20 protein-coding genes are annotated in these 21724 nt (G+C 70.5%); 7 read left to right on the forward strand and 13 right to left on the reverse strand.

The features are described from left to right. Positions 1–549: 549 nt before the first annotated feature. Both ACFV2X_RS49415 and ACFV2X_RS49420 read left to right on the forward strand, forming a co-directional pair. A complete protein-coding gene (locus ACFV2X_RS49415; protein WP_385629446.1) occupies positions 550–1728 on the forward strand; it encodes a pyridoxal phosphate-dependent aminotransferase in 1179 nt (392 codons plus the stop codon). Positions 1729–1867: 139 nt separating this feature from the next. Beyond that, on the forward strand, positions 1868–3064 hold the full coding sequence (locus ACFV2X_RS49420) for a hypothetical protein (protein ID WP_385629449.1): 1197 nt from the start codon (positions 1868–1870) through the stop codon (positions 3062–3064). A 69-nt stretch (positions 3065–3133) separates the two neighbouring features. Here ACFV2X_RS49420 and ACFV2X_RS49425 read toward each other — a convergent pair whose 3' ends face one another. Both ACFV2X_RS49425 and clpB read right to left on the reverse strand, forming a co-directional pair. Further along, positions 3134–3670 carry a YbjN domain-containing protein gene (locus tag ACFV2X_RS49425; RefSeq protein WP_385629453.1) on the reverse strand — a complete coding sequence of 179 codons (537 nt, stop codon included), beginning with the start codon at positions 3668–3670 and terminating at the stop codon, positions 3134–3136. A 74-nt stretch (positions 3671–3744) separates the two neighbouring features. Further along, on the reverse strand, positions 3745–6336 hold the full coding sequence (gene clpB / locus ACFV2X_RS49430; protein WP_385629456.1) for an ATP-dependent chaperone ClpB: 2592 nt from the start codon (positions 6334–6336) through the stop codon (positions 3745–3747). A gap of 161 nt (positions 6337–6497) precedes the next feature. Between clpB and ACFV2X_RS49435 the strand changes: the two genes are divergently transcribed. Beyond that, on the forward strand, positions 6498–6902 hold the full coding sequence (locus tag ACFV2X_RS49435; RefSeq protein WP_385629459.1) for a pyridoxamine 5'-phosphate oxidase family protein: 405 nt from the start codon (positions 6498–6500) through the stop codon (positions 6900–6902). Positions 6903–6957: 55 nt separating this feature from the next. Here the strand turns inward: ACFV2X_RS49435 and ACFV2X_RS49440 are convergent, their stop codons facing one another. Next, positions 6958–7326: a cupin domain-containing protein gene (locus ACFV2X_RS49440; protein ID WP_385629462.1), complete on the reverse strand. Its 369-nt coding sequence runs from the start codon at positions 7324–7326 to the stop codon at positions 6958–6960. 78 nt (positions 7327–7404) lie between these two features. Then, complete coding sequence (gene proP / locus ACFV2X_RS49445; RefSeq protein WP_385629504.1) at positions 7405–8946, reverse strand: glycine betaine/L-proline transporter ProP; 1542 nt, start codon at positions 8944–8946, stop codon at positions 7405–7407. A gap of 319 nt (positions 8947–9265) precedes the next feature. On the opposite strand from proP, the gene ACFV2X_RS49450 reads away from it, so the two are divergent. Both ACFV2X_RS49450 and ACFV2X_RS49455 read left to right on the forward strand, forming a co-directional pair. Continuing rightward, positions 9266–9622: a YciI family protein gene (locus tag ACFV2X_RS49450; protein WP_385629464.1), complete on the forward strand. Its 357-nt coding sequence runs from the start codon at positions 9266–9268 to the stop codon at positions 9620–9622. Positions 9623–9669: 47 nt separating this feature from the next. Next, complete coding sequence (locus ACFV2X_RS49455) at positions 9670–10926, forward strand: RNA polymerase sigma factor (RefSeq protein WP_385629468.1); 1257 nt, start codon at positions 9670–9672, stop codon at positions 10924–10926. Here ACFV2X_RS49455 and ACFV2X_RS49460 read toward each other — a convergent pair whose 3' ends face one another. The 6 genes from ACFV2X_RS49460 to ACFV2X_RS49485 form a co-directional block, all read right to left on the reverse strand. Then, the gene (locus tag ACFV2X_RS49460; protein ID WP_385629471.1) at positions 10927–11817 is read right to left on the reverse strand and encodes an RNA polymerase sigma-70 factor; all 891 of its coding nucleotides are present in this window, start codon (positions 11815–11817) and stop codon (positions 10927–10929) included. It lies immediately after the preceding gene. A gap of 13 nt (positions 11818–11830) precedes the next feature. Next, positions 11831–13042 carry an NAD(P)/FAD-dependent oxidoreductase gene (locus ACFV2X_RS49465; protein WP_385629474.1) on the reverse strand — a complete coding sequence of 404 codons (1212 nt, stop codon included), beginning with the start codon at positions 13040–13042 and terminating at the stop codon, positions 11831–11833. A gap of 113 nt (positions 13043–13155) precedes the next feature. Then, positions 13156–15087 carry a serine/threonine-protein kinase gene (locus tag ACFV2X_RS49470; RefSeq protein ID WP_385629476.1) on the reverse strand — a complete coding sequence of 644 codons (1932 nt, stop codon included), beginning with the start codon at positions 15085–15087 and terminating at the stop codon, positions 13156–13158. Between the two features lie 234 nt (positions 15088–15321). After that, on the reverse strand, positions 15322–15990 hold the full coding sequence (locus ACFV2X_RS49475) for a class I SAM-dependent DNA methyltransferase (RefSeq protein WP_385629478.1): 669 nt from the start codon (positions 15988–15990) through the stop codon (positions 15322–15324). 118 nt (positions 15991–16108) lie between these two features. Further along, positions 16109–16306: a DUF397 domain-containing protein gene (locus ACFV2X_RS49480; protein WP_385629480.1), complete on the reverse strand. Its 198-nt coding sequence runs from the start codon at positions 16304–16306 to the stop codon at positions 16109–16111. Positions 16307–16316: 10 nt separating this feature from the next. Next, complete coding sequence (locus ACFV2X_RS49485; RefSeq protein WP_385629482.1) at positions 16317–17165, reverse strand: helix-turn-helix transcriptional regulator; 849 nt, start codon at positions 17163–17165, stop codon at positions 16317–16319. Positions 17166–17395: 230 nt separating this feature from the next. Here ACFV2X_RS49485 and ACFV2X_RS49490 point away from each other — a divergent pair, with 230 nt between their 5' ends. Then, positions 17396–17830, forward strand: a complete 435-nt coding sequence (locus tag ACFV2X_RS49490) for an ATP-binding protein (protein ID WP_385629485.1) — start codon at positions 17396–17398, stop codon at positions 17828–17830. Between the two features lie 9 nt (positions 17831–17839). On the opposite strand, the gene ACFV2X_RS49495 is transcribed toward ACFV2X_RS49490, so the two are convergent. Next, the gene (locus ACFV2X_RS49495; protein WP_385629486.1) at positions 17840–18247 is read right to left on the reverse strand and encodes a winged helix-turn-helix transcriptional regulator; all 408 of its coding nucleotides are present in this window, start codon (positions 18245–18247) and stop codon (positions 17840–17842) included. An 85-nt stretch (positions 18248–18332) separates the two neighbouring features. Here ACFV2X_RS49495 and ACFV2X_RS49500 point away from each other — a divergent pair, with 85 nt between their 5' ends. After that, positions 18333–19082: an alpha/beta fold hydrolase gene (locus ACFV2X_RS49500; protein WP_385629489.1), complete on the forward strand. Its 750-nt coding sequence runs from the start codon at positions 18333–18335 to the stop codon at positions 19080–19082. On the opposite strand, the gene ACFV2X_RS49505 is transcribed toward ACFV2X_RS49500, so the two are convergent. Beyond that, complete coding sequence (locus tag ACFV2X_RS49505) at positions 19079–20293, reverse strand: FAD-dependent monooxygenase (RefSeq protein ID WP_385629492.1); 1215 nt, start codon at positions 20291–20293, stop codon at positions 19079–19081. The genes ACFV2X_RS49500 and ACFV2X_RS49505 overlap by 4 nt on opposite strands. A gap of 35 nt (positions 20294–20328) precedes the next feature. After that, the coding region (locus ACFV2X_RS49510) for an ATP-binding protein (RefSeq protein ID WP_385629495.1) at positions 20329–21724 on the reverse strand (1396 nt) is incomplete at its 5' end.

Raw genomic sequence — 21724 nt, forward strand, 5'->3', positions numbered from 1 at the left:
TATTTTCGCCTGGTTTCCACCCCTGGGGGCCCATATCTTTAATTTTTATAAATCGGCACTGGCGCAAACCCCCGGTGCGCCGGGCGTGCTTGGGCAGGCCGGGCGCACGGGGCGGATGGAGAAGCCGACCCCCCGTGAGTCAGCTGCCCCCTCCGCAGCCACCACCTCCGCCGCCGCCGCAAGACGAGCCGCCCCCACACGACGACCCGCTGCCACCGCACGAGTGGTGATGTCCTCCGCTGTGTCCCCCGTGTCCCCCGTGACTGTGTCCCCCGAACCCGTCGGAGCCGGCCCACCAGCTGCCATGGGACCTGCCGCCGTACGCGGAAGTGCCCCAGGCCCTGGCCCGCCGGGTCCGCGCGGTGCCGAGCGCGGCCAGCGCCGCGGCGGCGAACGCCACCACGATCAGCACGACCATGAAGGCCATCGGACCTCACGCTCCCTTCCGTTTCCCCCGTAGCGAGGTACCGGTCCGTACCTGTTAAGAACGATGCCCGGGCCCCTGAGGGGTCAAAGCGGAGTTGAGGAAGTCCAGAGGTTGGGCGGAGGATGACCCCCATGGGACGACCGCTGCTCAACCGCCGCCTGGCCGCATTCGGCACCACGATCTTCGCGGAGATGTCGGCGCTCGCCGTGGAGACCGGCTCGATCAACCTCGGCCAGGGCTTCCCCGACAGCGACGGCCCCGAAGAGGTGCGCGAGGCGGCGGTCCGCGCGCTGCGCGACGGCCGCGGCAATCAGTACCCGCCCGGTCCTGGCATCCCCGAGCTGCGCAGCGCCGTCGCCGAGCATCAGCGGCGGTGGTACGGACTGTCGTACGACCCGGACCGCGAGGTGCTGGTCACCGCGGGCGCGACCGAGGCCATCGCCGCCTCGCTGCTCGCGCTGCTGGAGCCGGGCGACGAGGTGATCGCCCTGGAGCCGTACTACGACTCGTACGCCGCGTGCATCGCGATGGCCGGCGGCACCCGCGTCCCGGTCACCCTCCGCCCCGACGGCGACGCCTTCCGGCTCGACCTGGACGAGCTGCGCGCCGCGGTCACCGACCGCACCCGGCTCATCCTCCTCAACACCCCCCACAACCCCACCGGCACCGTCCTCACCCGCGAGGAGCTGGCGGCCGTCGCCGAGCTCGCGGTCGAGCGCGATCTGCTGGTGGTGACGGACGAGGTCTACGAGCACCTGGTGTTCGGCGCCGAGCACACCCCGCTCGCCTCCTTCCCCGGTATGCGCGAGCGCACCGTCACCATCAGCTCGGCGGGCAAGACCTTCTCCTTCACGGGGTGGAAGGTCGGCTGGGTGACCGGATCGGCGGAGCTGGTCGCGGCCGTACGCTCCGCCAAGCAGTTCCTCACCTACGTCTCCTCCGGCCCCTTCCAGTACGCGGTCGCCGAGGCGCTGCGCCTGCCCGACAGCTACTTCCACACCATCCGCGAGGACCTGCTGGCCAAGCGCGATCTGCTGGCCGGCGGCCTCGCCGACGCGGGCTTCACGGTCTTCCGCCCCTCCGGCACCTACTTCATCACCACCGACATCCGCCCCCTCGGCGAGACCGACGGCTTCGCCTTCTGCCGCGCCCTCCCCGAGCGGTGCGGCGTCGTGGCGATCCCCAACGCCGTCTTCTACGACCACCAGGACCAGGGCGCCCCCTTCGTCCGCTTCGCGTTCTGCAAGCGCGAGAGCGTCCTCGAAGAGGCGTCGACCCGCCTCAAGAGCCTCGCGGGCTGAGCCGGCCCCAGCCCCCCCGTACGGGTCACCCCGGTCGCGGGCAGGCGCGGCGTCGCGCATGGTCGTGGTGTGCCGGGCCCCGCCGCATTCCCGGGGCTCGGCACGCGACAGCCGCGTGTACCCCCTCCGGAGGTGCCCCGTGTCCGCCGACACCAGCGCGCCCATACGGGCTCCGGAGCCCCCGGCGCCGCCCCCGGTTCCGCTCAGTGCCACGATCCGCCTGTGCGCATCGCTGCGCCGGGCCGCGCCCGCGCTCGGGCTGTACGCCGCCAGCCGGCTGATCGGGCTGGTGTCCATGGCGGTCTGGGCCGGGTGGGTCGGCAAACATCCGCGTACGCTGCTCGGCTACTCCTGGGACAGCGTCTGGTACGTGGGCATCGTCCGGCACGGCTACCACAGCACCCTCCCGCCGGACCCCGCCAAGCACGGCGTCACCTTCAGCGACATGGCCTTCTTTCCGCTGTTTCCGATGCTCATGCGGACCCTCACCATCTTCCTGCCCATCACCGCGGTGACCGCCGGGCTCGTGGTCGCCTGGGTTTCGGCGGGGGTGGCGGCCTGGGGGATCCACGCCGTCGGGGAACGGCTGCACGGGCGGCGCGTGGGCACGGCGCTGGTGGTGCTGTGGGGGCTGCTGCCGCACGCGATCGTGCAGTCCATGGCGTACACCGAACCGCTGCTGACCGCGCTGGCCGCCTGGTCGCTGTACGCGGTCCTGACCCGGCGCTGGCTGTGGGCGGGGACGCTGGCCCTACTGGCCGGGGCATCCCGGCCCAACGGCATCGCCGTCGTGGCGGCGGTCTGCTGCTGTGCCGCCACCGAAGTGCTGGGACGCCAAGCGTCGTGGCGGGTGTGGGCGGGCGCTGCCCTCTCACCGCTGGGGTGGCTCGGCTATCTGGCCTGGGTGGGCTACCGGCGCGGCAGCTGGCACGGCTACTTCGCCGTCCAGGACGAATGGGGGTCCCGGTTCGACTTCGGTGTGAACGCCCTCCGGTTCATCCGGCACCTGCTGATCAGCAAGGCGTCGTTCGCGTACTTCGTGGCGCTGGTGATCCTGGGCGTCGCACTGGTGCTGTTCGCGCTGCTCACGGCCGACCGGCCGCCGCTCTCGCTGCTCGTCTACACGCTGGTGCTGGTCACCATCACCCTCGGCGGCAGCAACTACTTCGCCTCCAAGCCGCGCTTCCTGCTGCCCGCCTTCCCGCTGCTGCTCCCGGTGGCCATGGCGATGGCGAGAGCCCGGCCGCGCACCGCCGTGCTGACCGGCGGCACGCTGGCCGGGCTCTCCTTCGTCTATGGGACGTATCTGCTGACCGTGGCCCGCATCCCGATGTAGGCAGCCGTCATCGAGACCGCAGCCGCCATCAAGGCCCGGGGCGGTTCAGGCCGTCAGGCCCCGTCGTCCTCAGGCCTCGTCGTCGTCCGGCTTGTCGTCGCCGTCGGACTCGATATCGGCCTCCAGGCCCAGCTGCTCGACCAACCACTTGTCGAATTCGATCGAGGCCCGCACCCAGCTGACCGTGCTGGACACAAAGTGCTCCAGGCTGACGCCGGTGCCGATCAGCATCTGCGCCTCGCCGATCAGCCGGACCGTGCCGTCGTCGTTGGTGTGGCTGTAGACCTTCGGCCACAGCGTGCGACGGTTCCAGTCGTCGATCGCTTCGAGCAGTCGCGGCTTCTCGTCGATCTCGTGCGGCCGGTCGTAGAAGGTCCGGACCGAGAAGACCTGCTGCTCCTCCTCACCACGGAACATGAAGTAGGTGCGGAACTGCTCCCACGGCGCGGCGAGGTCCCCTTCCTCGTCGACGACGTACTTCAGCTCCATCTGCTCCAGCAGCTGCTTGACCAGGTCCTGGTCGGGCAGCACGGGGCCCGTCGGACCCGTCGGTTGCGGCTCGGGCTGGCCCCCGAAATTCGGAATCGAGGACGGGTCGATGCTCACCGTGGATTTCCCTTCGTCTGGATACCGCCATCCTCCCTCACACCCGCCCCCGGCGTGCAAGTGCGGGCGGACTGTTACTGCGCCGGGCCCACCAGCAGGTCGTCGCCGATCCGGTCCACCCGGACCGTGTCGCCGTCCCTGACCTCGCCCGCCAGGATCTCCTTGGCGAGCCGGTCGCCGATCGCCGTCTGGATCAGCCGGCGCAGCGGCCGCGCCCCGTACGCCGGGTCGTTGCCCTCCTCCGCGAGCCAGGCCAGCGCGGCCGCGGTGACGTCCAGCTTGAGCTGCCGCTCGGCCAGGCGCTCGGCGAGCCGCTCGATCTGCAGCTCGGCGATGCGGGCGAGCTCGGGGCCGCTGAGCGCGGTGAAGACCACCAGGTCGTCCAGCCGGTTCAGGAACTCCGGCTTGAAGGAGGTCCGCACGGTCTCCAGCACGCTCTGCTTCTTCTCCTCGTCGCCGAGCAGCGGGTCCACCAGGTACTGGCTGCCGAGGTTGGAGGTGAGGACCAGGATGGTGTTCCGGAAGTCCACGGTCCGGCCCTGGCCGTCCGTGAGCCGCCCGTCGTCCAGGACCTGGAGCAGCACGTCGAAGACCTCGGGGTGGGCCTTCTCGACCTCGTCGAGCAGCACCACGCTGTACGGGCGGCGGCGCACCGCCTCGGTCAGCTGGCCGCCCTCCTCGTAGCCGACGTAGCCGGGGGGCGCGCCGACCAGCCGGGCGACGCTGTGCTTCTCGCCGTACTCGCTCATATCGATGCGGACCATGGCCCGCTCGTCGTCGAAGAGGAAGTCGGCGAGCGCCTTGGCCAGCTCGGTCTTGCCGACCCCGGTCGGGCCGAGGAAGAGGAACGATCCGGTCGGCCGGTCCGGGTCGGCGATACCGGCCCGGGTGCGGCGTACGGCGTCGGAGACCGCCCGTACGGCCTCGAGCTGGCCGATCAGCCGCTTGCCGAGCTCGTCCTCCATGCGCAGCAGCTTCTGGGTCTCGCCCTCCAGCAGCCGCCCGGCGGGGATGCCGGTCCAGGACGCGACCACATCGGCCACATCGTCGGGGCCGACCTCCTCCTTGACCATCGTGCCGCGGCCCTCCTGGACCTCGGCCTCGGCCTCGGATGCCTCCTCCAGCTCGCGTTCGAGCGCGGGGATCTCCCCGTACAGCAGCTTGGACGCGGTGTCGAAGTCCCCGTCGCGCTGGGCGCGCTCGGCCTGGCCGCGCAGCTCGTCCAGCTTCTCCTTCAGCTCGCCGACCCGGTTGAGGCCCTGCTTCTCCTTCTCCCAGCGCGCGGTCAGCCCGCGCAGCTCCTCCTCCTTGTCGGCGAGGTCGCGGCGCAGCTTCTCCAGCCGCTGCCTGCTGGCCTCGTCGGTCTCCCGGGCGAGCGCCATCTCCTCCATCTTCATCCGGTCGACCGAGCGCTGGAGTTCGTCGATCTCGACGGGCGAGGAGTCGATCTCCATACGCAGCCGGGAGGCCGCCTCGTCGACCAGGTCGATGGCCTTGTCGGGGAGGAAGCGGGAGGTGATGTAGCGGTCGGAGAGGGTCGCGGCGGCGACCAGCGCGCCGTCCGCGATCTGCACCTTGTGGTGCGCCTCGTAGCGGCCCTTGAGCCCGCGCAGGATGGCGACGGTGTCCTCGACGGTCGGCTCGGCGACCAGCACCTGCTGGAAGCGGCGCTCCAGCGCGGCGTCCTTCTCGATCCGCTCGCGGTACTCGTCGAGCGTGGTGGCGCCCACCATGCGCAGCTCGCCGCGGGCGAGCATCGGCTTGAGCATGTTGCCCGCATCCATCGCCGAGTCGCCGCCGGCGCCCGCGCCGACCACGGTGTGCAGCTCGTCGATGAACGTGATGATCTGGCCGTCGCTGGACTTGATCTCGGCCAGGACGGTCTTCAGCCGCTCCTCGAACTCACCGCGGTACTTGGCGCCCGCGACCATCGCGCCCAGGTCCAGCGCCACCAGCCGCTTGTTCCGCAGGCTCTCGGGCACATCGCCCTTGACGATCCGCTGCGCCAGGCCCTCGACGACGGCCGTCTTGCCGACGCCGGGCTCGCCGATCAGCACCGGGTTGTTCTTGGTGCGCCGCGACAGCACCTGTACGACGCGGCGGATCTCCTGGTCCCGGCCGATGACCGGGTCGAGCTTGCCGTCGCGCGCGGCGGCGGTGAAGTCGGTGCCGAACTTCTCCAGGGCCTTGTACGTGCCCTCCGGGTCCGCGTTGGTCACCCGCTGTTCGCCCCTCGCCTTCTCGAACGCGGCGAGCAGCTTCTTGGCGCCCGCCCCCTGCTCCGCCAGCAGTTCCCCGGCCCGGCCGCCCTTGGCGGCGATACCGATCAGCAGATGCTCGGTGGAGACGTAGTCGTCGCCCAGGTCCTTGGCGCGCTCGGCGGCGTCCGCGAGCACCGCCAGCAGCTCGCGGTTCGGCTGCGGCGGGGCGACGGTCGACCCGCGCACGCTCGCCAGCCCGGCCAGCAGCCGCTCGGTGCCATCCCGTACGACCGCCACATCGGCGTCCACGGCGGCCAGCAGATCCATCAGGTTTTCGTTGTCCTGGCCCTGCAGCAGGGCCAGCAGCAGATGCGCGGGCGTCAGGTCCGCATGCCCCGCGGAGACGGCTCGGTCATTGGCGGCGCTCACCGCCGCCCGGCTCTTGTTGGTCAGCTCGGCGTCCACGTCCCCGTGTTCCTCCTCATCGCGCTGGTGGCACTCAGTTCGTACTCAATCCCTGCCGTGCCCAACATCCGTAAAGTTGAGTCTATTCCACTCAAGTGCTCGAGTGTGAGGGGTCGGGAGCGGCGGCCACCGTGAACAGCACAGCCGATAGATTGACCACCATGGCCCTCGACCCCCGCGACCCCGGCCCCGGCTACCTCGCCTTCTGGCGCGAGCGCCATGTGTGCACCCTGACCACACCGCGCCCCGACGGCACGCCGCATGTGGTCCCCGTCGGTGTCACATACGACCCGGCGGCCGGAATCGCTCGCGTCATCGCCAACAAGCACAGCCGCAAGGTCGCCCATATCCAGGCGGCCGGCCCCTCCGGCGCGCCCGTCGCCGTCTGCCAGTTCGCCGGGAGGCGGTGGGCGACGCTCGAGGGCCGGGCGGTGGTGCGTACCGAGGCCGACCTCATCGAGGACGCGGTGCGGCGCTACGCCGAGCGCTACGAGCGCACCCCCTCCCCCAACCCGGACCGGGTGCTGATCGAGATCACGCTCACCAGGGCGCTGGGCCGGGCGTGAGCACGAGGGACGCCGCCGGGCCTCGCCCGGCGACGCCCGTGTCCCCCATCGCCACTCAGCTCGGTCCTTTCGCCTTCGCGTACTCGGTGGCCATCTCGCCGCCGACGTCGTACAGCACGACGGCCTCGTCACCGACCACCCGCGCTTCATGCCCCGGCGGGACGACATAGACATCGCCGGGCCCGACCTCGGACTCCGCCCCGTCATCCATCCGGATGCGCATCCGCCCCCGGGCCACGATCCCGCGGTGCTCCACCTCGCAGCTGTCCGTGCCGGCTATCTCCTTGACGGACTCCGTCCAGCGCCAGCCGGGCTCGAAGGTGCCCACGGCGAAATCGAGACCGCTCAGGTGCAGGACCTCGATGTGGCCCCGGGGAAAGTCACGCCGCTCGTCGGGCTTTTCGATCGTCTTGACTTCCAACATGGCGGTACCTCCTGTGCCGTACTTCCATCGTGCGCCTGAAAGCCCCGCCCGCGCATATGCCGGACGAACCGAAACGGCTCACCGCTCCCCACCGTCGTCGCTGTCGTTGTGGTGCCGGTGCGCCGCCCACGGGTGGCGCAGCCTGATCCACACATCCCGCGCCCGCCGCCCGGCCCGAGCCCGGCTCACGGCCACCAGCCTCCGCGCCTCCTCGACGGTCTCCACCATGGGCCCCGAACCACGCAGCGGCATGCCCGCCGTCTCGTGCAGGAAGTGCGCGGAGACCAGCCCGACGAAGCCCGCGGCCATCAGGTAGTACGCCGGCACCAGGTTGTCGCCGGTCGTCGCCACCAGCCAGGAGGCGACCAGCGGGGTGGTGCCGCCGAACAGCGACACCGAGATGTTGAACGAGATCGACAGCGCGCCGTAGCGCAGCCGGGTCGGAAACAGCGCGGGCAGTGTGGCCGCACTGGTCCCAGCGAAGATCACCAGCAGCAGCCCGAGGATCACACAGCCCACCGCGGGCATCAGAATCCCGCCCGCCTGGATCAGCAGCACCGCCGGGATCGCGAGCGCGATCATCGCCACGCTGCCGGCCATGAACATCGGCCGCCGCCCCCAGCGGTCGGATGAGCGGCCCACCACGGTGATCGTCAGCGCGACGAGGATCATGGTGGCGAGCACCAGCACCTGGGCCGTGGTGGCGTCCTGGCCGAGGGTGGAGGTCATATACGTCGGCAGGTAGGACGTCACCATGTAGTTGGTGACGTTGTAGAGAAGCACAAGACCCATGCAGATCAGCACGGCCTGCCAGTGCCGGGTGAAGATCTCCTTCAGCCTGCCCCTACCGGACTGGCGCGCCTCCTCCACCGGATCCACGTCCCCGCGCCCGGCGCCGACCGCCTCCGCCGCCCGCTCGGCCTCCTGCCGGAACGCCGGGGTCTCCTCCAGCCGCAGCCGCATATACAGCCCGATCAGCCCGAGCGGCCCCGCGATCAGAAACGGCACCCGCCAGCCCCAGTCCACCATCCCCCGCTCGCCGAGCACGGCGGTCAACACCGTGACCACCCCGGACCCCAGCGAGTAACCGACGAACGTCCCGAAGTCCAGCCAGCTGCCCAGGAAGCCGCGGCGCCGGTCCGGGGCGAACTCCGCGATGTACGTGGTCGCCCCCGCGTACTCGCCCCCGGTCGAAAACCCCTGCACCACCCGGCACGCCAGCAACAGCAACGGGGCCGCGAAGCCGATGGCCGCGTAACTGGGCAGCAGCCCCACCGCGAAGGTGCCGATCGCCATCATGATCATGGTGGTCGAAAGCACCCGCCGCCGCCCGATACGGTCCCCCAGCGGCCCGAAGACCAGCCCGCCCAGCGGGCGCACCAGGAACGCGACCGCGAAGGTGGCGAAGGTGGAGACCACCTGGGTCGCCGGTGAGCTCGACGGGAAGAAGACCTTGCCGAGGGTGACCGCGACGTACGCGTAGACGCCGAAGTCGAACCACTCCATCATGTTGCCCACCGCCGTCGCGGCGACGGCCCGGCGCAGCCCCATCCGATCGACGACCGTGACGTCCGAGATGGTCAGCGGCTCCTTGCGGCGGCGCAGCAGCGTCCGCAGCATCCGATCGGTGCGCTCGCTCCCGCCGCCGCGCACCGCCTGGCGGGTGCGGCGTAGGGGATGACGGGGTGGTGGGCGACCGGTACTCATCCTCTTCCCTGCCGATTCCCTGCCGACGTCCCTACTTCCCTGCCGACGTCCTTACCATCGTGCGCCCGAGCGCACGGGGCCGCACGGGGCCGCACAGGGCGAAAACTCTTCCAAGATTTTTTGCCGGGGCTGTCGATCCGGCCGCCTCCCGTTCGACGCAAGGGTGAGAGCGGAGAGGGAGTCCCCGCCTCCGTACCAAAGAACCGCAGAACCAAGGAACCAAGGAGCCACCATGCCGCGCTTCATGACGCTGATCCACATCGACGAGCAGAACGCCCCCGCCGACGGCCCCAGCCCCGAGCTCCAGGAGCGCATGGGCGCGCTGCTGGAGGAGATCACCAAGGCCGGGGTGATGCTGGAGACCGCCGGGCTCACCCCGACCTCCGAGGGCACCCGGGTCACCTGGTCCGGCGGCAAGCTCAGCTACACCGACGGGCCCTTCACCGAGAGCAAGGAGGTCATCGGCGGCTACTCGATCGTCCAGGCCAAGGACAAGGCCGAGGCGCTGGAGTGGACCAAGCGGTTCCTGCAGACCCACGAGGACTACTGGACCATCACGGCCGAGGTCCGCGAGATCGCCGAGGGCTGACCGGTCGCGCTTGCCCCGTTCTGATGCGGCTGCTCTGATGGGTGGACGTGACGGGAGCAAGCTCAGAATCGACCCAGGCGACCCAGGCGATCGAGGCGGTCTTCAGAATCGAGTCCGCGCGGATCATCGCCGGTGTCACCCGCATCGTGCGGGATGTGGGCATCGCCGAAGAGCTCGCGCAGGACGCTCTGGTCGCCGCGCTGGAGCAGTGGCCGGAGTCGGGCGTACCGGACAAGCCGGGCGCCTGGCTCATGGCCACCGCCAAGCACCGCGCGATCGACCTCGTACGCCGCAAGGAGACGTACGCGCGCAAGCTGGCCGAGGTCGGCCGGGCCCTCACGGAGACCTCCCCGCCCGAGTACTCCGAGGACCCCGCCGAGGACATCGACGACGACCTGCTGCGGCTGATCTTCACCGCCTGCCACCCCGTGCTGTCGACCGAGGCCCGGGCCGCGCTCACCCTGCGGCTGCTCGGCGGGCTGACCACCCAGGAGATCGCCCGCGCCTTCCTGGCCCCCGAGCCGACCGTCGCCCAGCGGATCGTCCGCGCCAAGCGCGCGCTCGCCAAGGCCGACGTCCCCTTCGAGGTCCCGTACGGCGCCGACCGCGCCGCCCGCCTCGACTCCGTCCTCGAGGTCATCTACCTCATCTTCAACGAGGGCTACTCCGCCACCGCGGGCGACGACCTGGTCCGCCCCGCCCTGTGCGAGGACGCCCTCCGCCTGGCCCGCGTCCTGGCCGGACTGATGCCCAAGGAACCCGAGGTCCACGGCCTCGCCGCGCTCCTGGAGTTCCAGGCCTCCCGTATCCCGGCCCGCACCGGCCCCGACGGCGAACCCGTACTCCTCGCCGACCAGAACCGCGCCAAATGGAACCGTCTCCTCCTCCGCCGCGGCGTCGAAGCCCTCCACCGCGCCGGCCACGGCCCGTACTCGCTCCAGGCCGCCATCGCCGCCTGCCACACCCAGGCGGTTCGCTACGAGGACACCGACTGGGCCACCATCGCCACCCTGTACGGCCGGCTGATGGCCTTGGCCCCCTCCCCCGTGATCGAGCTCAACCGAGCCGTCGCCATCTCCATGTCCCAGGGCCCCGCGGCCGCCCTCCCGCTGGTCGACGCCCTCGCCGACGAACCGGCCCTCAAGGGCTACCACCTGCTGCCGAGCGTCCGCGGCGACCTCCTGGAACGCCTGGGCCGCGCCGCCGAGGCCCGCGCCGAATTCGAGCGGGCCGCCACCCAGACCCACAACGCCCGCGAGCGCGACCTCCTGCTGGAACGGGCCGCCCGGTGCGTGTCCGAGTGACTACCGCAGGGTGAGCGGGGTCTCGGACCCGACGCGGGTCAGCTTCTCGGGGTTGCGGACGTAGTAGAGCCCGACGATGCGGTCGTCCTCGATACGAATCGCGATGACACCGTCCGTCTCGCCGTCCACCCGCAGAACGAGCCCCGGGCTGCCGTTGACCACGGTGGGCTCACCGGTGAGCGTGACTCCGGCCGAGCCGCCGACGATGTAACGGGCCACCTTGTCGGCGCCGATGACCGGCCGCCGCGCGGCCTGCTTGACGCCGCCGCCGTCGGTCATCAGGACGACCTCGGGGGCGAGTACGTCGAGCAGACCCTGGAGGTCCCCGGTGGCGAGCGCCCGCTGGAACGACTCCAGAGCCGCCCGAGTCCTGCTCGCGGAGACCACCGTACGAGGGCGGCGGGCATCCACGTGCCGACGGGCGCGGTGCGCGATCTGGCGCACCGCCGCGGGGCTCTTGTCGACGGCGGCCGCGATCTCGTCGTAGCCGACGTCGAAGACCTCGCGCAGCACGAAGACGGCGCGCTCCGTCGGCGACAGCGTCTCCAGCACGAGCATGAGCGCCATCGACACACTCTCGGCGAGCTCGACGTCCCCGGCCACGTCCGGCGAGGTCAGCAGCGGCTCGGGCAGCCAGGGTCCGACGTACGCCTCCTTACGGCGCGTCATGGTGCGCAGCCGGTTGAGCGCCTGGCGGGTCGTCATCCGCACCAGATACGCGCGCTGGTCCTGCACCTGCCCCAGGTCGACCTCGATCCAGCGCAGCCAGGTCTCCTGGAGGACGTCCTCGGCGTCGGCGGCCGAACCGAGCATCTCGTAGGCGACGGTGAAGAGCAGGTTGCGGTAGCCGACGAAGGTCTCGGTCGCCTCGTTGACGGCGTGATCGCTCATATGTTGCTCCTGGTCAGGCTGCCGGTTCGGCGTTCAGGGTGGCCGACGCCGCGCCACGCTTGGCCTGCAGCAGCTGCCGGCGCTTGTCGCCCTTGGGCCAGTGGTGCGAACCGGGCTTGCGCGCCTCGACCGCCAAATGCTTGACGCTGAAGTTGCAGGAGACCTCCTTGAGCTTCGCGCCCGGGCGGCCGCCAATGTAGAGCCTTATCGCGATGTCGTCCTTGTTGGCGAGCTGGAAGACACCGGCGCCACGACCCAGGCCGACGCACATGGCCGGGAACGACAGGTTGATGGGCGCGGGCCGCTTGTCCGCGATTCGGTTGAGCACCGTGTCGGCGGCGTGTGCGCCCAGACAACCCGCGCCATAGGCGCTCATCCGGAACGGCAGGTCCGACGGCGCCGCCGAATCCCCGGCCGCGACGATGCGCTCGTCGTCGACGCTGGTCAACGTCTCGTCCGTGAGCAGACGTCCCAGGGCATCGGTGCTCAGCCCGCTGCGCGCGGCCAGGTCCGGCACACCGAATCCGACGGTCCAGACGGTGATCTCACTCGGGAGCTCGCGGCCATCGCCGAGCCGCACGGCATCGCGCGTCACGGCCGTCACCTTCGTGTCCGGGCCGTCGAGCACGGTCACCCCCAGCTTGGCGAGCCGCTTGGCAACCGCGCGTCGCCCCCGAGGGTGCAGATACGGACCGAGCAGACCTCCGCAGACCAGGGTCACCCGGCGCCCCTGCTCCGCCAGCTCCGCGGCGGTCTCAATGCCGCTCGGACCGGCCCCGACAACGGTCACCGCGGCCGAGGCGGACGCGGCGTCGAGAACCGGCCGCAGCCGCTGCGCCTCCTCCAGGGTGGCGATCGGGTAGCCGAACTCGGCCGCCCCGGGCACGCGCGGGTCGGCGCTGCCACTGCCCACCGCGTAGATCAGGTAGTCGTAGCCGATGCTGTCGCCCGTCGCCAAGGTCACGCTGCGCTCGGAAGCGTTGATCTGTGCCACGGTGTCGACGACCAGCCGGATGCCCTTGCCCAGGATGTCCTCGTAGTTCACGACCGCGTCATGGGTGCCGGCCACCCGCTGGTGCAGGCGGAGCCGTGCGACGAAGTTCGGGCGCGGGTTGATCAGGGTCACCGTCACGTCGTCGCGCTGCGTCATGCGGTTGGCCGCCATGACGCCGGCGTATCCGCCGCCGATCACGATCACATTGGTGGTCTCGGTGTTCTCGGTCATGGTGTCTCCTCCGTTGCGAGGGTTCGGCCTCAAGACACCGCGTTATCAATCGCCGTGACAGAATGTGAGCCAGATCACTCCAGGGACTCGACGGTGGCGCCCCGGTCGCCCGCTCAGCCGCGGATGATCCGGGCGGTGGAGACGGCGCCGTCCTCAAGGTCCCAGTCGGCGAGAATCCTGTTGTACTCGCCGCTGTCCATGACCGCGTTGAGGGCCTTCTGGAGCTCGTCGCGCAGCACGGTGTTGGACTTGTTCACGGCAAAGCCGACAGGGGCCTCCTTGACCAGGTCCCCCTTTGGCAGGTGGAGGACGCCCTTGGAGTCCTTCGCCTCGCGGACGGCGAACGGAAGGTCGGTGACCACCGCGTCTATAGAGCCGTCACGGATGCGGGCCGGGGTCTTGAAGGGGTCCCAGGAGGTCTGCTTGATCGGATCCGGGCCGCACTCCTTGTAGGACAAGGTCTGGACCGCTTCCTCATTGCTGGAGTCGACATTCATGCCGCAGAGGTCGGCCCACGAACGGATGCCCTGGGCCGTTTTCCACGTGGTGTAGACCGTGTATCCGTAATCGAAGTAGTGAACGAAGTCGACGCTCTCCCGTTCCTTCGCATCGAAGGAGGTGTACTCCGAGCTCGGCATGATCATGTCGTAATTTTGGCCAAGGTGATCAAACGGGTTACCCGGCCCGAAGACTTCGATGCCGACGATCTTCACCCGCAGGCCGAGCCGGTCGCCGAGCGCTTTGGCCAGGTCGGGGTCGAGACCGACCCAGTCGCCTGGCTTTGCGATGACGTCCCTGTCCTCGACGGTGGTCGTGTCGAGCCAGCCGCTGTCGTCGGCGGCGGCTGCGAGGTTATGCGCGCTGCCGCTTCTGACACCGGACACGGCGACCGTGAGAGTCCCGGGCGTGACGAGCTTGAGCTTGTTCGACCGGCTCGTCGCGCCGTCCCCGCCTTTCGACTCTTTCCCATTACCGCCGCTGCCGTCATTGCCACCCAGGCTGTACGCCGTGACCGCGATGAGCACGGCGGCCACGAACGCCGCCCCGGCGACCAGCCAGGAACGCCTGCGACGAGACGGGGCGGTGGACGGTGGCACGGGGTCCGACCCCGGAGCCGGGACCTGGGCGGTCCGGGTGGGCTGGTCCGCCTCGGAGAGCCTGACCGTCGAGCCCGCCCCGCCCTCCGCGACAGGCGCAAGCATCGCGTCGAGCCGCTCGGCCGAAGGCCGCGCCGCCGGGTCCGGTACGAGGAGCTCCATCAGCACGGGCCCCAGGGCCCCGGCCCGGACGGGCGGCGGCACCGCGCCGTCGAGTACCGCAGCCAAGGTGGCCAGCGCGGTCGGCCGGTGCAGCGGGTTGTGGCCCTCGACGCAGACGTACAGCGTCATGCCCAGCGACCACAGATCCGAGGCGGGGTCGTCGTCCGTGCCTCGGATGCGTTCGGGGGCGAGGTAGTCGGGCGTGCCGATGATTTCTCCGGTCGCGGTCAGCGGCGCGGAGCCGGCGCCGCCCTCCACCGAGCCGGTGCGCTGGAGGGCCGCGATTCCGAAGTCGGTGAGCACCGCGTCGCCGTCAGGGCGCAGCATCACGTTGGCCGGCTTCACGTCGCGGTGGCGGATACCGGCGGCGTGCGCGGTGCGCAGCGCGGCCAGCACCTGGCGGGCCATCCGAGCGGCCTTCTCCGGCGTCAGCGGCGCTCCCTCGTCCAGCAGCTCCGCCAGACTGCCACCCGGCACCAGCTCCATGACGAGCCAGGGGTAGGAATCCTCGCCTTCGTCGATGACGTGATAAATCGTCACCACGTGAGGATGGCTGAGCCGAGCCAGCGCCCGGGCCTCGCGCAGCACACGTTCGCGCAGCACACGCGAGGCGTCGGAGCCCACGGGCGCCGACTCCGGAGCGAGCGGGCGAACTTGCTTGACCGCGACCTCCCGATGCAACGCGAGGTCCCGCGCGCGCCACACCGTACCCATCCCACCGCTGCCGAGCCGCTCCAGCAGCTCGAAGCGCCCGTCAACGATTCGCCCGCTCTCCCCGTCGATCACTCAGGGAGCGTACGCGCCCGCCCGCGCCCTCGGCAGCCCCTCAGCCCTCCGTAGTCCGGGCTCAGGAGGCCGAGTTGGCGCGCCGCAGGTGGTCGAGCTCCCCCGCCCCCTCTTAAATAATCGCTTGATGCGGTACTTGATGCAGAGCAAGCACTTTTTTGAGAGGGGGCGGGGGGACGGTCGGGTGGAGCCTTGCCCGGCACGGGATCCTGTGCCGCTTCCGACGTCTGATTCTCAGCCGGGTCGCTTGGCCATGACGACCAGACCCGGCCCGGTGTGCCCCTCCGGGGGGAGCCGGAGTTCGGCGACCGGGTGCAGGCCGGCCTGCTCGATCAGGTCCACGAGTTGTTCCGGCCGCCATTTGTGCGTCGTCCAACGAACGGGTACGCCCCCGTAGGCCTCGGTGCGCACCGCGTCTTCGTCGCCGACGTGTGTTGCGGTGATGAAGTGCCCGCCCGGCTTCAGGGCGCGCGCGAACAGGGCGAGAACCTGAGGAAGGACGTCGCGGGGGAGGTTGAACAGTGACCACCACCCGAGCACGCCGCCAAGGGACGCTTCATCGAGGTCGAGGTCGGTGGCAGAGGCGACGCTGAAGCGGCATTGCGGGTGAAGGCGGCGTGCGTTCTCGATCATACGAGGGGAGAGATCCACCCCGGACACGTCGAGTCCGCGTTCGGCAAGGTAGGCGGTCACCGTTCCGGGTCCGCAACCGACGTCGAGGACAGGCCCAAAGCCGCTCACGGTGTCGGCGAAGGCGTCGATTGACGCCTTGAGCCATGGATGGCGACGGATGTCGCCGACTCCCGTCGTCACCACCATGTCGGCGTAGTTGTCGGCCACGCGGTCATAGGACTCACGAACCACGTCGAGATCGGCCGGGCGGTCGATAGGGTGTGCGCGCATCGGCCGATGATAGGACTACGGCCTCCCACCCACCCACCCGCCCGCCAAAGCCTGCGCCGTCAGCACCACGCCGCCCTCGGCTCCGGCCAGCCCGGGCAGCGAGACCGGGCCCCCTTACTCACCGCAAGTGGTCGAGCTCCCCCGCTTTGGCCGCCCGGATGAAGGCCGCGAGCGGGCGTGGGGCGGTGCGTATGGCTGTGTTGGGGGCTTCGCTCTCGCGCAGGTGTATTGCGCCGTCGGCGGCGGCGAGCTCCAGGCATGCGTTGTCCACTCCGTTGCCGGAGAAGCTTGACTTGCGCCAGGGGATGTCGTGCATGCTCCACCCTTCAAAGTTCTCGTGCGATCCGGTGAATGAAGTCTCGCGACTCCTCGGAACTCAGCGCCAACCGCTCTGCGGCGCTCAGCCGGTGCCGGTAATGGTCCAGTTGCGCTTCCCCGTCCAGGAAGGCGCTGCCGTGGACCTGGTCGATCTGCACCGTGTCCAGTCGGGGGAGTGGTCCCGTCGCGTAAATCACGGAGTCCCCCATGCCGGCGAAACCCTCGGCAGCGAAGGGAATCACTCGCACGGTGACACCGGGAAGTTCGGACCTTTCCAGGATGTACTCCAACTGCTCCCACGCAACCCTTCGATCGCCGACCTTCATACGCAGCGCCGCCTCGTGAATGGTCGCCGTGTACTCCGGCGGATCGTCACGGTCCAGCACCTCTCGGCGCCGTAGCCGGAAGCCGATCAGCTCCTCGATGTGCTCGGAGACCGCCGATCGCGCGTAGGTGAACAGGGCCCGCATGTGCGATTCCACCTGGAGCAGCCCAGGGATGTGGACGACCTCCAGTGTCCGCATTGCATAGGCGTGCCACTCCAGGGCAGCGATGTCCAGCAATGCCGACCCGAGCACGCCCCGGTGGCTCTCCCACCATCCCCGCACCCGCTCGGTTGCCATAGCGGCCAGTGCATCGATCAGCTCGGCGTCCGTGCAGTGGTAGTTGTCGGCCAGCCGTCGTAGCCGCTCCTCGCTGACCCCGATACGCCCTGCCTCGATGTGGCTGATCTGGATGGGGCCGGTGCCCAGTAGCTCGCCCGCTTCGCGCACGGTCATGCCAGCGCGCTCACGCAGCTTGCGCAGCTCGGCGGCCAACCGCACCTGGCGCGCCGTGGGGTTGGTTCTCGGCGGCATGCGTTCTTCTCTCTCCTGACGGCTTGTCACGGCAACGATGGCACGGCCCGACCCGATGGAGCGAATCCCGGGATAAGGGTTGCAACGCATCAGGGCTGCACCCTACGTTGAGTATCGCATCACTCACCGAGCGAAACATCCGGTCAGCCGGAAGCGCACCGCCATGCCCACATGGCGGCAATGACACCGGTCCGCCCTCGCATACCCCCACCGCGCCACAGGAGGCCCACATGCCCCTCGTCACCCCTGCCGTCGCGCCCTTCGAATACTGCCTGCACGTGCCCCACGACCCCCGTGCCGTCCGCGTCGCCCGGGCCTCCCTCCGTACCGCCCTCACCGCCCATGAGCTGCCCGAACTGATCGAGCGAGCCGAGCTGCTGGCCAGCGAGATGCTCACCAACGCGATCGTGCACGCCGAAGGGGAGGCCGACCTGCGGGTGAAGTGGTCCGCCGAGAGGTTGCGCATGACGGTCTGGGACACCAGCGCGGCGCCTCCCAACCGGCGGGAGATCCACGTGGACAGCGAATGCGGGCGGGGGCTGCAGCTGCTGGAACTGCTCGCCGACAGCTGGAATCACTTCCCGCTCACCGGCGAGCTGTGGGGCCCCGCGTCCAAGGTGGTCTGGTGTGAGATCAGCCGGACGCCGCCTGCGGGATGGGCGTGAGGGGCCGCCTCAGTGGGCGGTGTCGTACGCCTGGCGGGCGGCCGTGATGGCTGGGCGGTTGCGGTCGGCCCAGGCTGCCAGGGCCTCCAGGGGGTCGCGGATCTCGTCGATCAGCGGGGTGGTGGCGTACTCCACGCGGGGCGGGGCGTCGGGGTGGACGGTGCGGGTGATCAGGCCGTTCCGTTCGAGGCTGCGGAGGCTCAGAGTCAACATGCGGCGGCTGATGCCCTCAATGGCCCGCTCCAGCTCGGTGAACCGGCGTGGGCCGGCGCCCAGTTGGACCAGCACCTGGGTGCTCCACTTGTCGCCGATCAGCGCCAGTACCTCGCGCAGCGGGCAATCGGCGAGCGGGTGGGCGTGGATGGCGGAGGGGGGTGGGGTGAGCTGGTCCGTTATCCCGGTGTGCCGTTGCGACATAAAAGTGCCTCCTTCCGGGCCGTCCAAGGTTGCTTCAGGATGGCGCTCGTTACAAGTCGTAACGTTCCTGGTGGAGGGGTTGAGAGTGCCGATCGCGCGCAGCCATGGGTTCAAGATTTCCTACGAGCTCTCCGGGGACGGGCCGCCGCTCGTCCTGCATCCGGGGATGTTCCAGACCGGCGCGAGCTGGCGCGCCGCCGGCTACACCGAGGCGTTGGAGGCCACCCACACGGTGATCGCCATCGACCCGCTCGGGCTCGGTTCCAGCGACGGCCCGCATGAGGCCGCGGCGTACGCGCTGGAGCGGCGCGTCGCGTCGGTGACCGCCGTGTTGGACGAGGTCGGGGCGGAACGGGCGGCGTTCTGGGGGTACTCGATGGGTGCGCTGACCGCGCTCGGTATGGCCATCCATGCCCCCGAGCGGTGCGCCCGCCTGGTCGTCGGCGCCTGGGACCCCGTCGAGGGCTTCGGGTCCGCCGTCGCCCCCGCGCTGCACCAGTTCGGGCTCCCCTCCGACACCGATGTGTTCGCCCTGCTCACCCAGGCCGCCCACGCCGACCCGGCCCAGGCCGCCGTCATCGACGCCGGGGACCAGGCGGCCTTCCGCGCCAACTTCGAGGCGTTCTCCCGGGAGGGCGAGCTGGCCTCCCGGCTGGAGTCCGCCACCGTCCCCATGCTCATGTACAGCGGTACGGAAGACCCCTGGCACGACCCACTGCGGCAGTTCGCGGAGCGCGTCGGCGCCGGCTTCTTCTCCGTAGCCGGGGCCGACCACCTCGCGGGCTGGAAGCGCGCCGGGGATGTGCTGCCGCACGTACGGGCGTTTCTGGGCTAGCGCCTGGCCAGGACGTCGTAGTCGCGCAGCTCGATGTTCTCGGCGGCCTTGCGGGCGATCTTGGCGGCCATGTTCTTTCCCGGCAGATAAGGGATGAGCCGGTAGTAGCCGTTGAGCAGCGCGGCGAGGGCGCGGTTACCGGGGACCATGAGCTTGGCGACGCCGTCGCCCATCTTCTGGCAGCCCGTCGCGTACTCGCGCATCTCCTCCTCGTAGCGGGCGAACGCGACGTGGTGGTCGCCGTGCGCGGCGGCCAGTTCGCCGGCGAGGACGTACGCGCCGACCAGGGCGAGGCCCGAGCCCATGCCGGAGAGGGAGGAGGGGCAGTAGGCGGCGTCGCCGAGCAGTGCGATCCGGCCGCGGGTCCAGCTGTCCATGTGGACCTGGCCGACGGAGTCGAAGTAGAAGTCGGGCGCGTGGCGCATATCGTGCAGCAGCCGCTCGCTCTGCCAGCCGTTGCCGGTGAAGTGCTCGGTGACGGCGGCTTGTTGCCGCGCCACGTCGCGGCGGTCGAGGTCCTGCTTCGGTGAGGCGAAGTAGAAGACCGCCTTGGCCTCGGTGTTGTGGCGGGCGCTGTACATCGCGACGAGCCTGCCCGCGGTGCGGTAGGCGTGTCCGGTGTGGTCGAGGCCGAGGTGGTTGGCGGTGGTGAAGATCGCGCAGTGCACGCCGAGGTGCTTGACGAACTGTTCCTCGGGGCCGAAGGCCAGCCGGCGGGTGTTGGAATGCAGCCCGTCGGCGCCGATGACCAGGTCGAACCTGCGCGGCGCGGAGCGTTCGAAGGTGACGGTCACGCCGTCGGGGTCCTCGGTGAGCGAGGTGACGGAGTCTCCGAAGACGTATTCGGTGTACTCCTTGGTGGCGTCGTAGAGGATGCGGGCCAGGTCGCCGCGGAGGATTTCGAGGTCTCCGGCGAACAGGTCGGCGGGCATCTCGGACACCGGCTTTCCCGCGCTGTTGACGTACGACATGGAGCCCATGCCGGTACGGGCCCGCTCGAGGTCGTCCAGGATGCCCATGCGGCGGAGGATCGACAGGTGGGCTTCGCCCCGGAAGTCGACGGCGTAGCCGCCGTCGCGCAGGGCCGGGGCGCGTTCCACGATGGTGGGGTTGAAGCCGTGCCGGTGGAGCCAGTAGGCGAGGGCGGGGCCGGCGATGGAGGCGCCGGAGATCAGTACGTTGCGGTTCTTGAGTGCGTTGTGGTTCGTCATGGTGGAGAGCCTGGCCGGGAGGGCTCACCGCGGACTCACCGCTCGCTCACCGCCTCGACGACGGGCTCGGGGAGGCCCATCAGGCGGAGCCTGTCCGGGTCTCCCGCCACCTCGGCCGCCTCCCGGTAACGCTTCCGGGCCGTCGGCCGGTCGCCGCGTGCCTCGGCGACGCGGCCGAGTCCGACGAGGGTGCGCACCCGGTTGCCGATGCTCTTGACCCAGTGCGGATCGATGCGTTCCAGGGCCTCCCCGTAGAGCCGTTCCGCCTCGTCCAGGTCTCCCTCCAGCGCGGCGATGTCACCGAGTCCGCGCAGGGCCGCCCCAAGGCAGGTGGGGCTGCCGGCGCGGCGGGCCAGCTCGGCGGCGCTCGCGTAGTCGGCGCGGGCCGCGGCCGGGTCATCGAGCTGATCGCCCCGGTTGACCAGCAGGTCGGCGCTGTCCTCCAGGGCTCCCAGCTCCCCGGTGAGGGCGAGGGCTTCGTCGGTCAGCGCGATGGCCCGCGTACGGTCGCCACGTCCGCCCGCGAAACCGGCCAGCACGTCCAGGGCCAGTGCGGTGCCCCAGCGGTCGCCGAGCGCGCGGAACCCCTCCACCGCTGTGGCCACGGCGCGCTCGGCCGCCGCGGTGTCTCCCTCACCGAGCGCCCCGAACCCCGTCACGTACCAGGCGACCGCCCGTGCCCACGGTTCGGGGCAGTCCCGCTGGGACGACACGAGCGCGAACGCGCCCACGGGGTCGGTCTCGCTCGCGTTCCGCATCAGCCACAGGAGCAGGGCGGCCGGATAGCGGCCCGCCCGGTCGCCCGGCCAGGAGGCGGCCAGTGCCTTCTCGGCCGCCGCGCGGTGCCGCTGCCAGACCGGTCGCCCGGCGGTGCCGGACGCCGCGAGCAGCAGGCAGGTCGCGTACTCCTCGCCGAGCCCGTCCGGGGGCGTGTCGCCGACGGCGCCCAGCAGCGTGATCGCGTACGGGGCGACCGAGGCGGACGCGCCGCGGATCCACAGGTACGTTGAGGCCGAGGCGAGCAGTTCCAGGGCCGTCGCGAGGTCCGGAGCCTCGACCGCCCAGCGCAGGGCCGCCAGCAGATTGTCGTGCTCGGCCGCCAGGACCCGCAGCCACTCCAACTGTTCGGCCCGGCGCAGACGCGGATCGGCGGTCCGCACCAGGTCCAGGAAATGGCGGGCGTGGGCGCCCCGTGCCGACGCGCGTTCGCCCGCCTCGTCCAACCGCTCGGCGCCGTACGCGCGGATCGTCTCCAGCATCCGGTAACGCCCGCCGCCCGCGGGCTCCAGCAGCGACTTGTCGGCCAGCGACTCCAGCGTCTCGCCGTCCGTGCCGCACACCCGCAGCGCGGCCTCGGCCGTCGCGCCGCCGGCGAAGACCGTGAAACGGCGCGCGGCCCGCTGCTCGGACTCCGAGAGCAGATCCCAGCTC

The organism is Streptomyces sp. NPDC059679 (genome assembly GCF_042734105.1).
GTDB lineage: Bacteria > Actinomycetota > Actinomycetes > Streptomycetales > Streptomycetaceae > Streptomyces.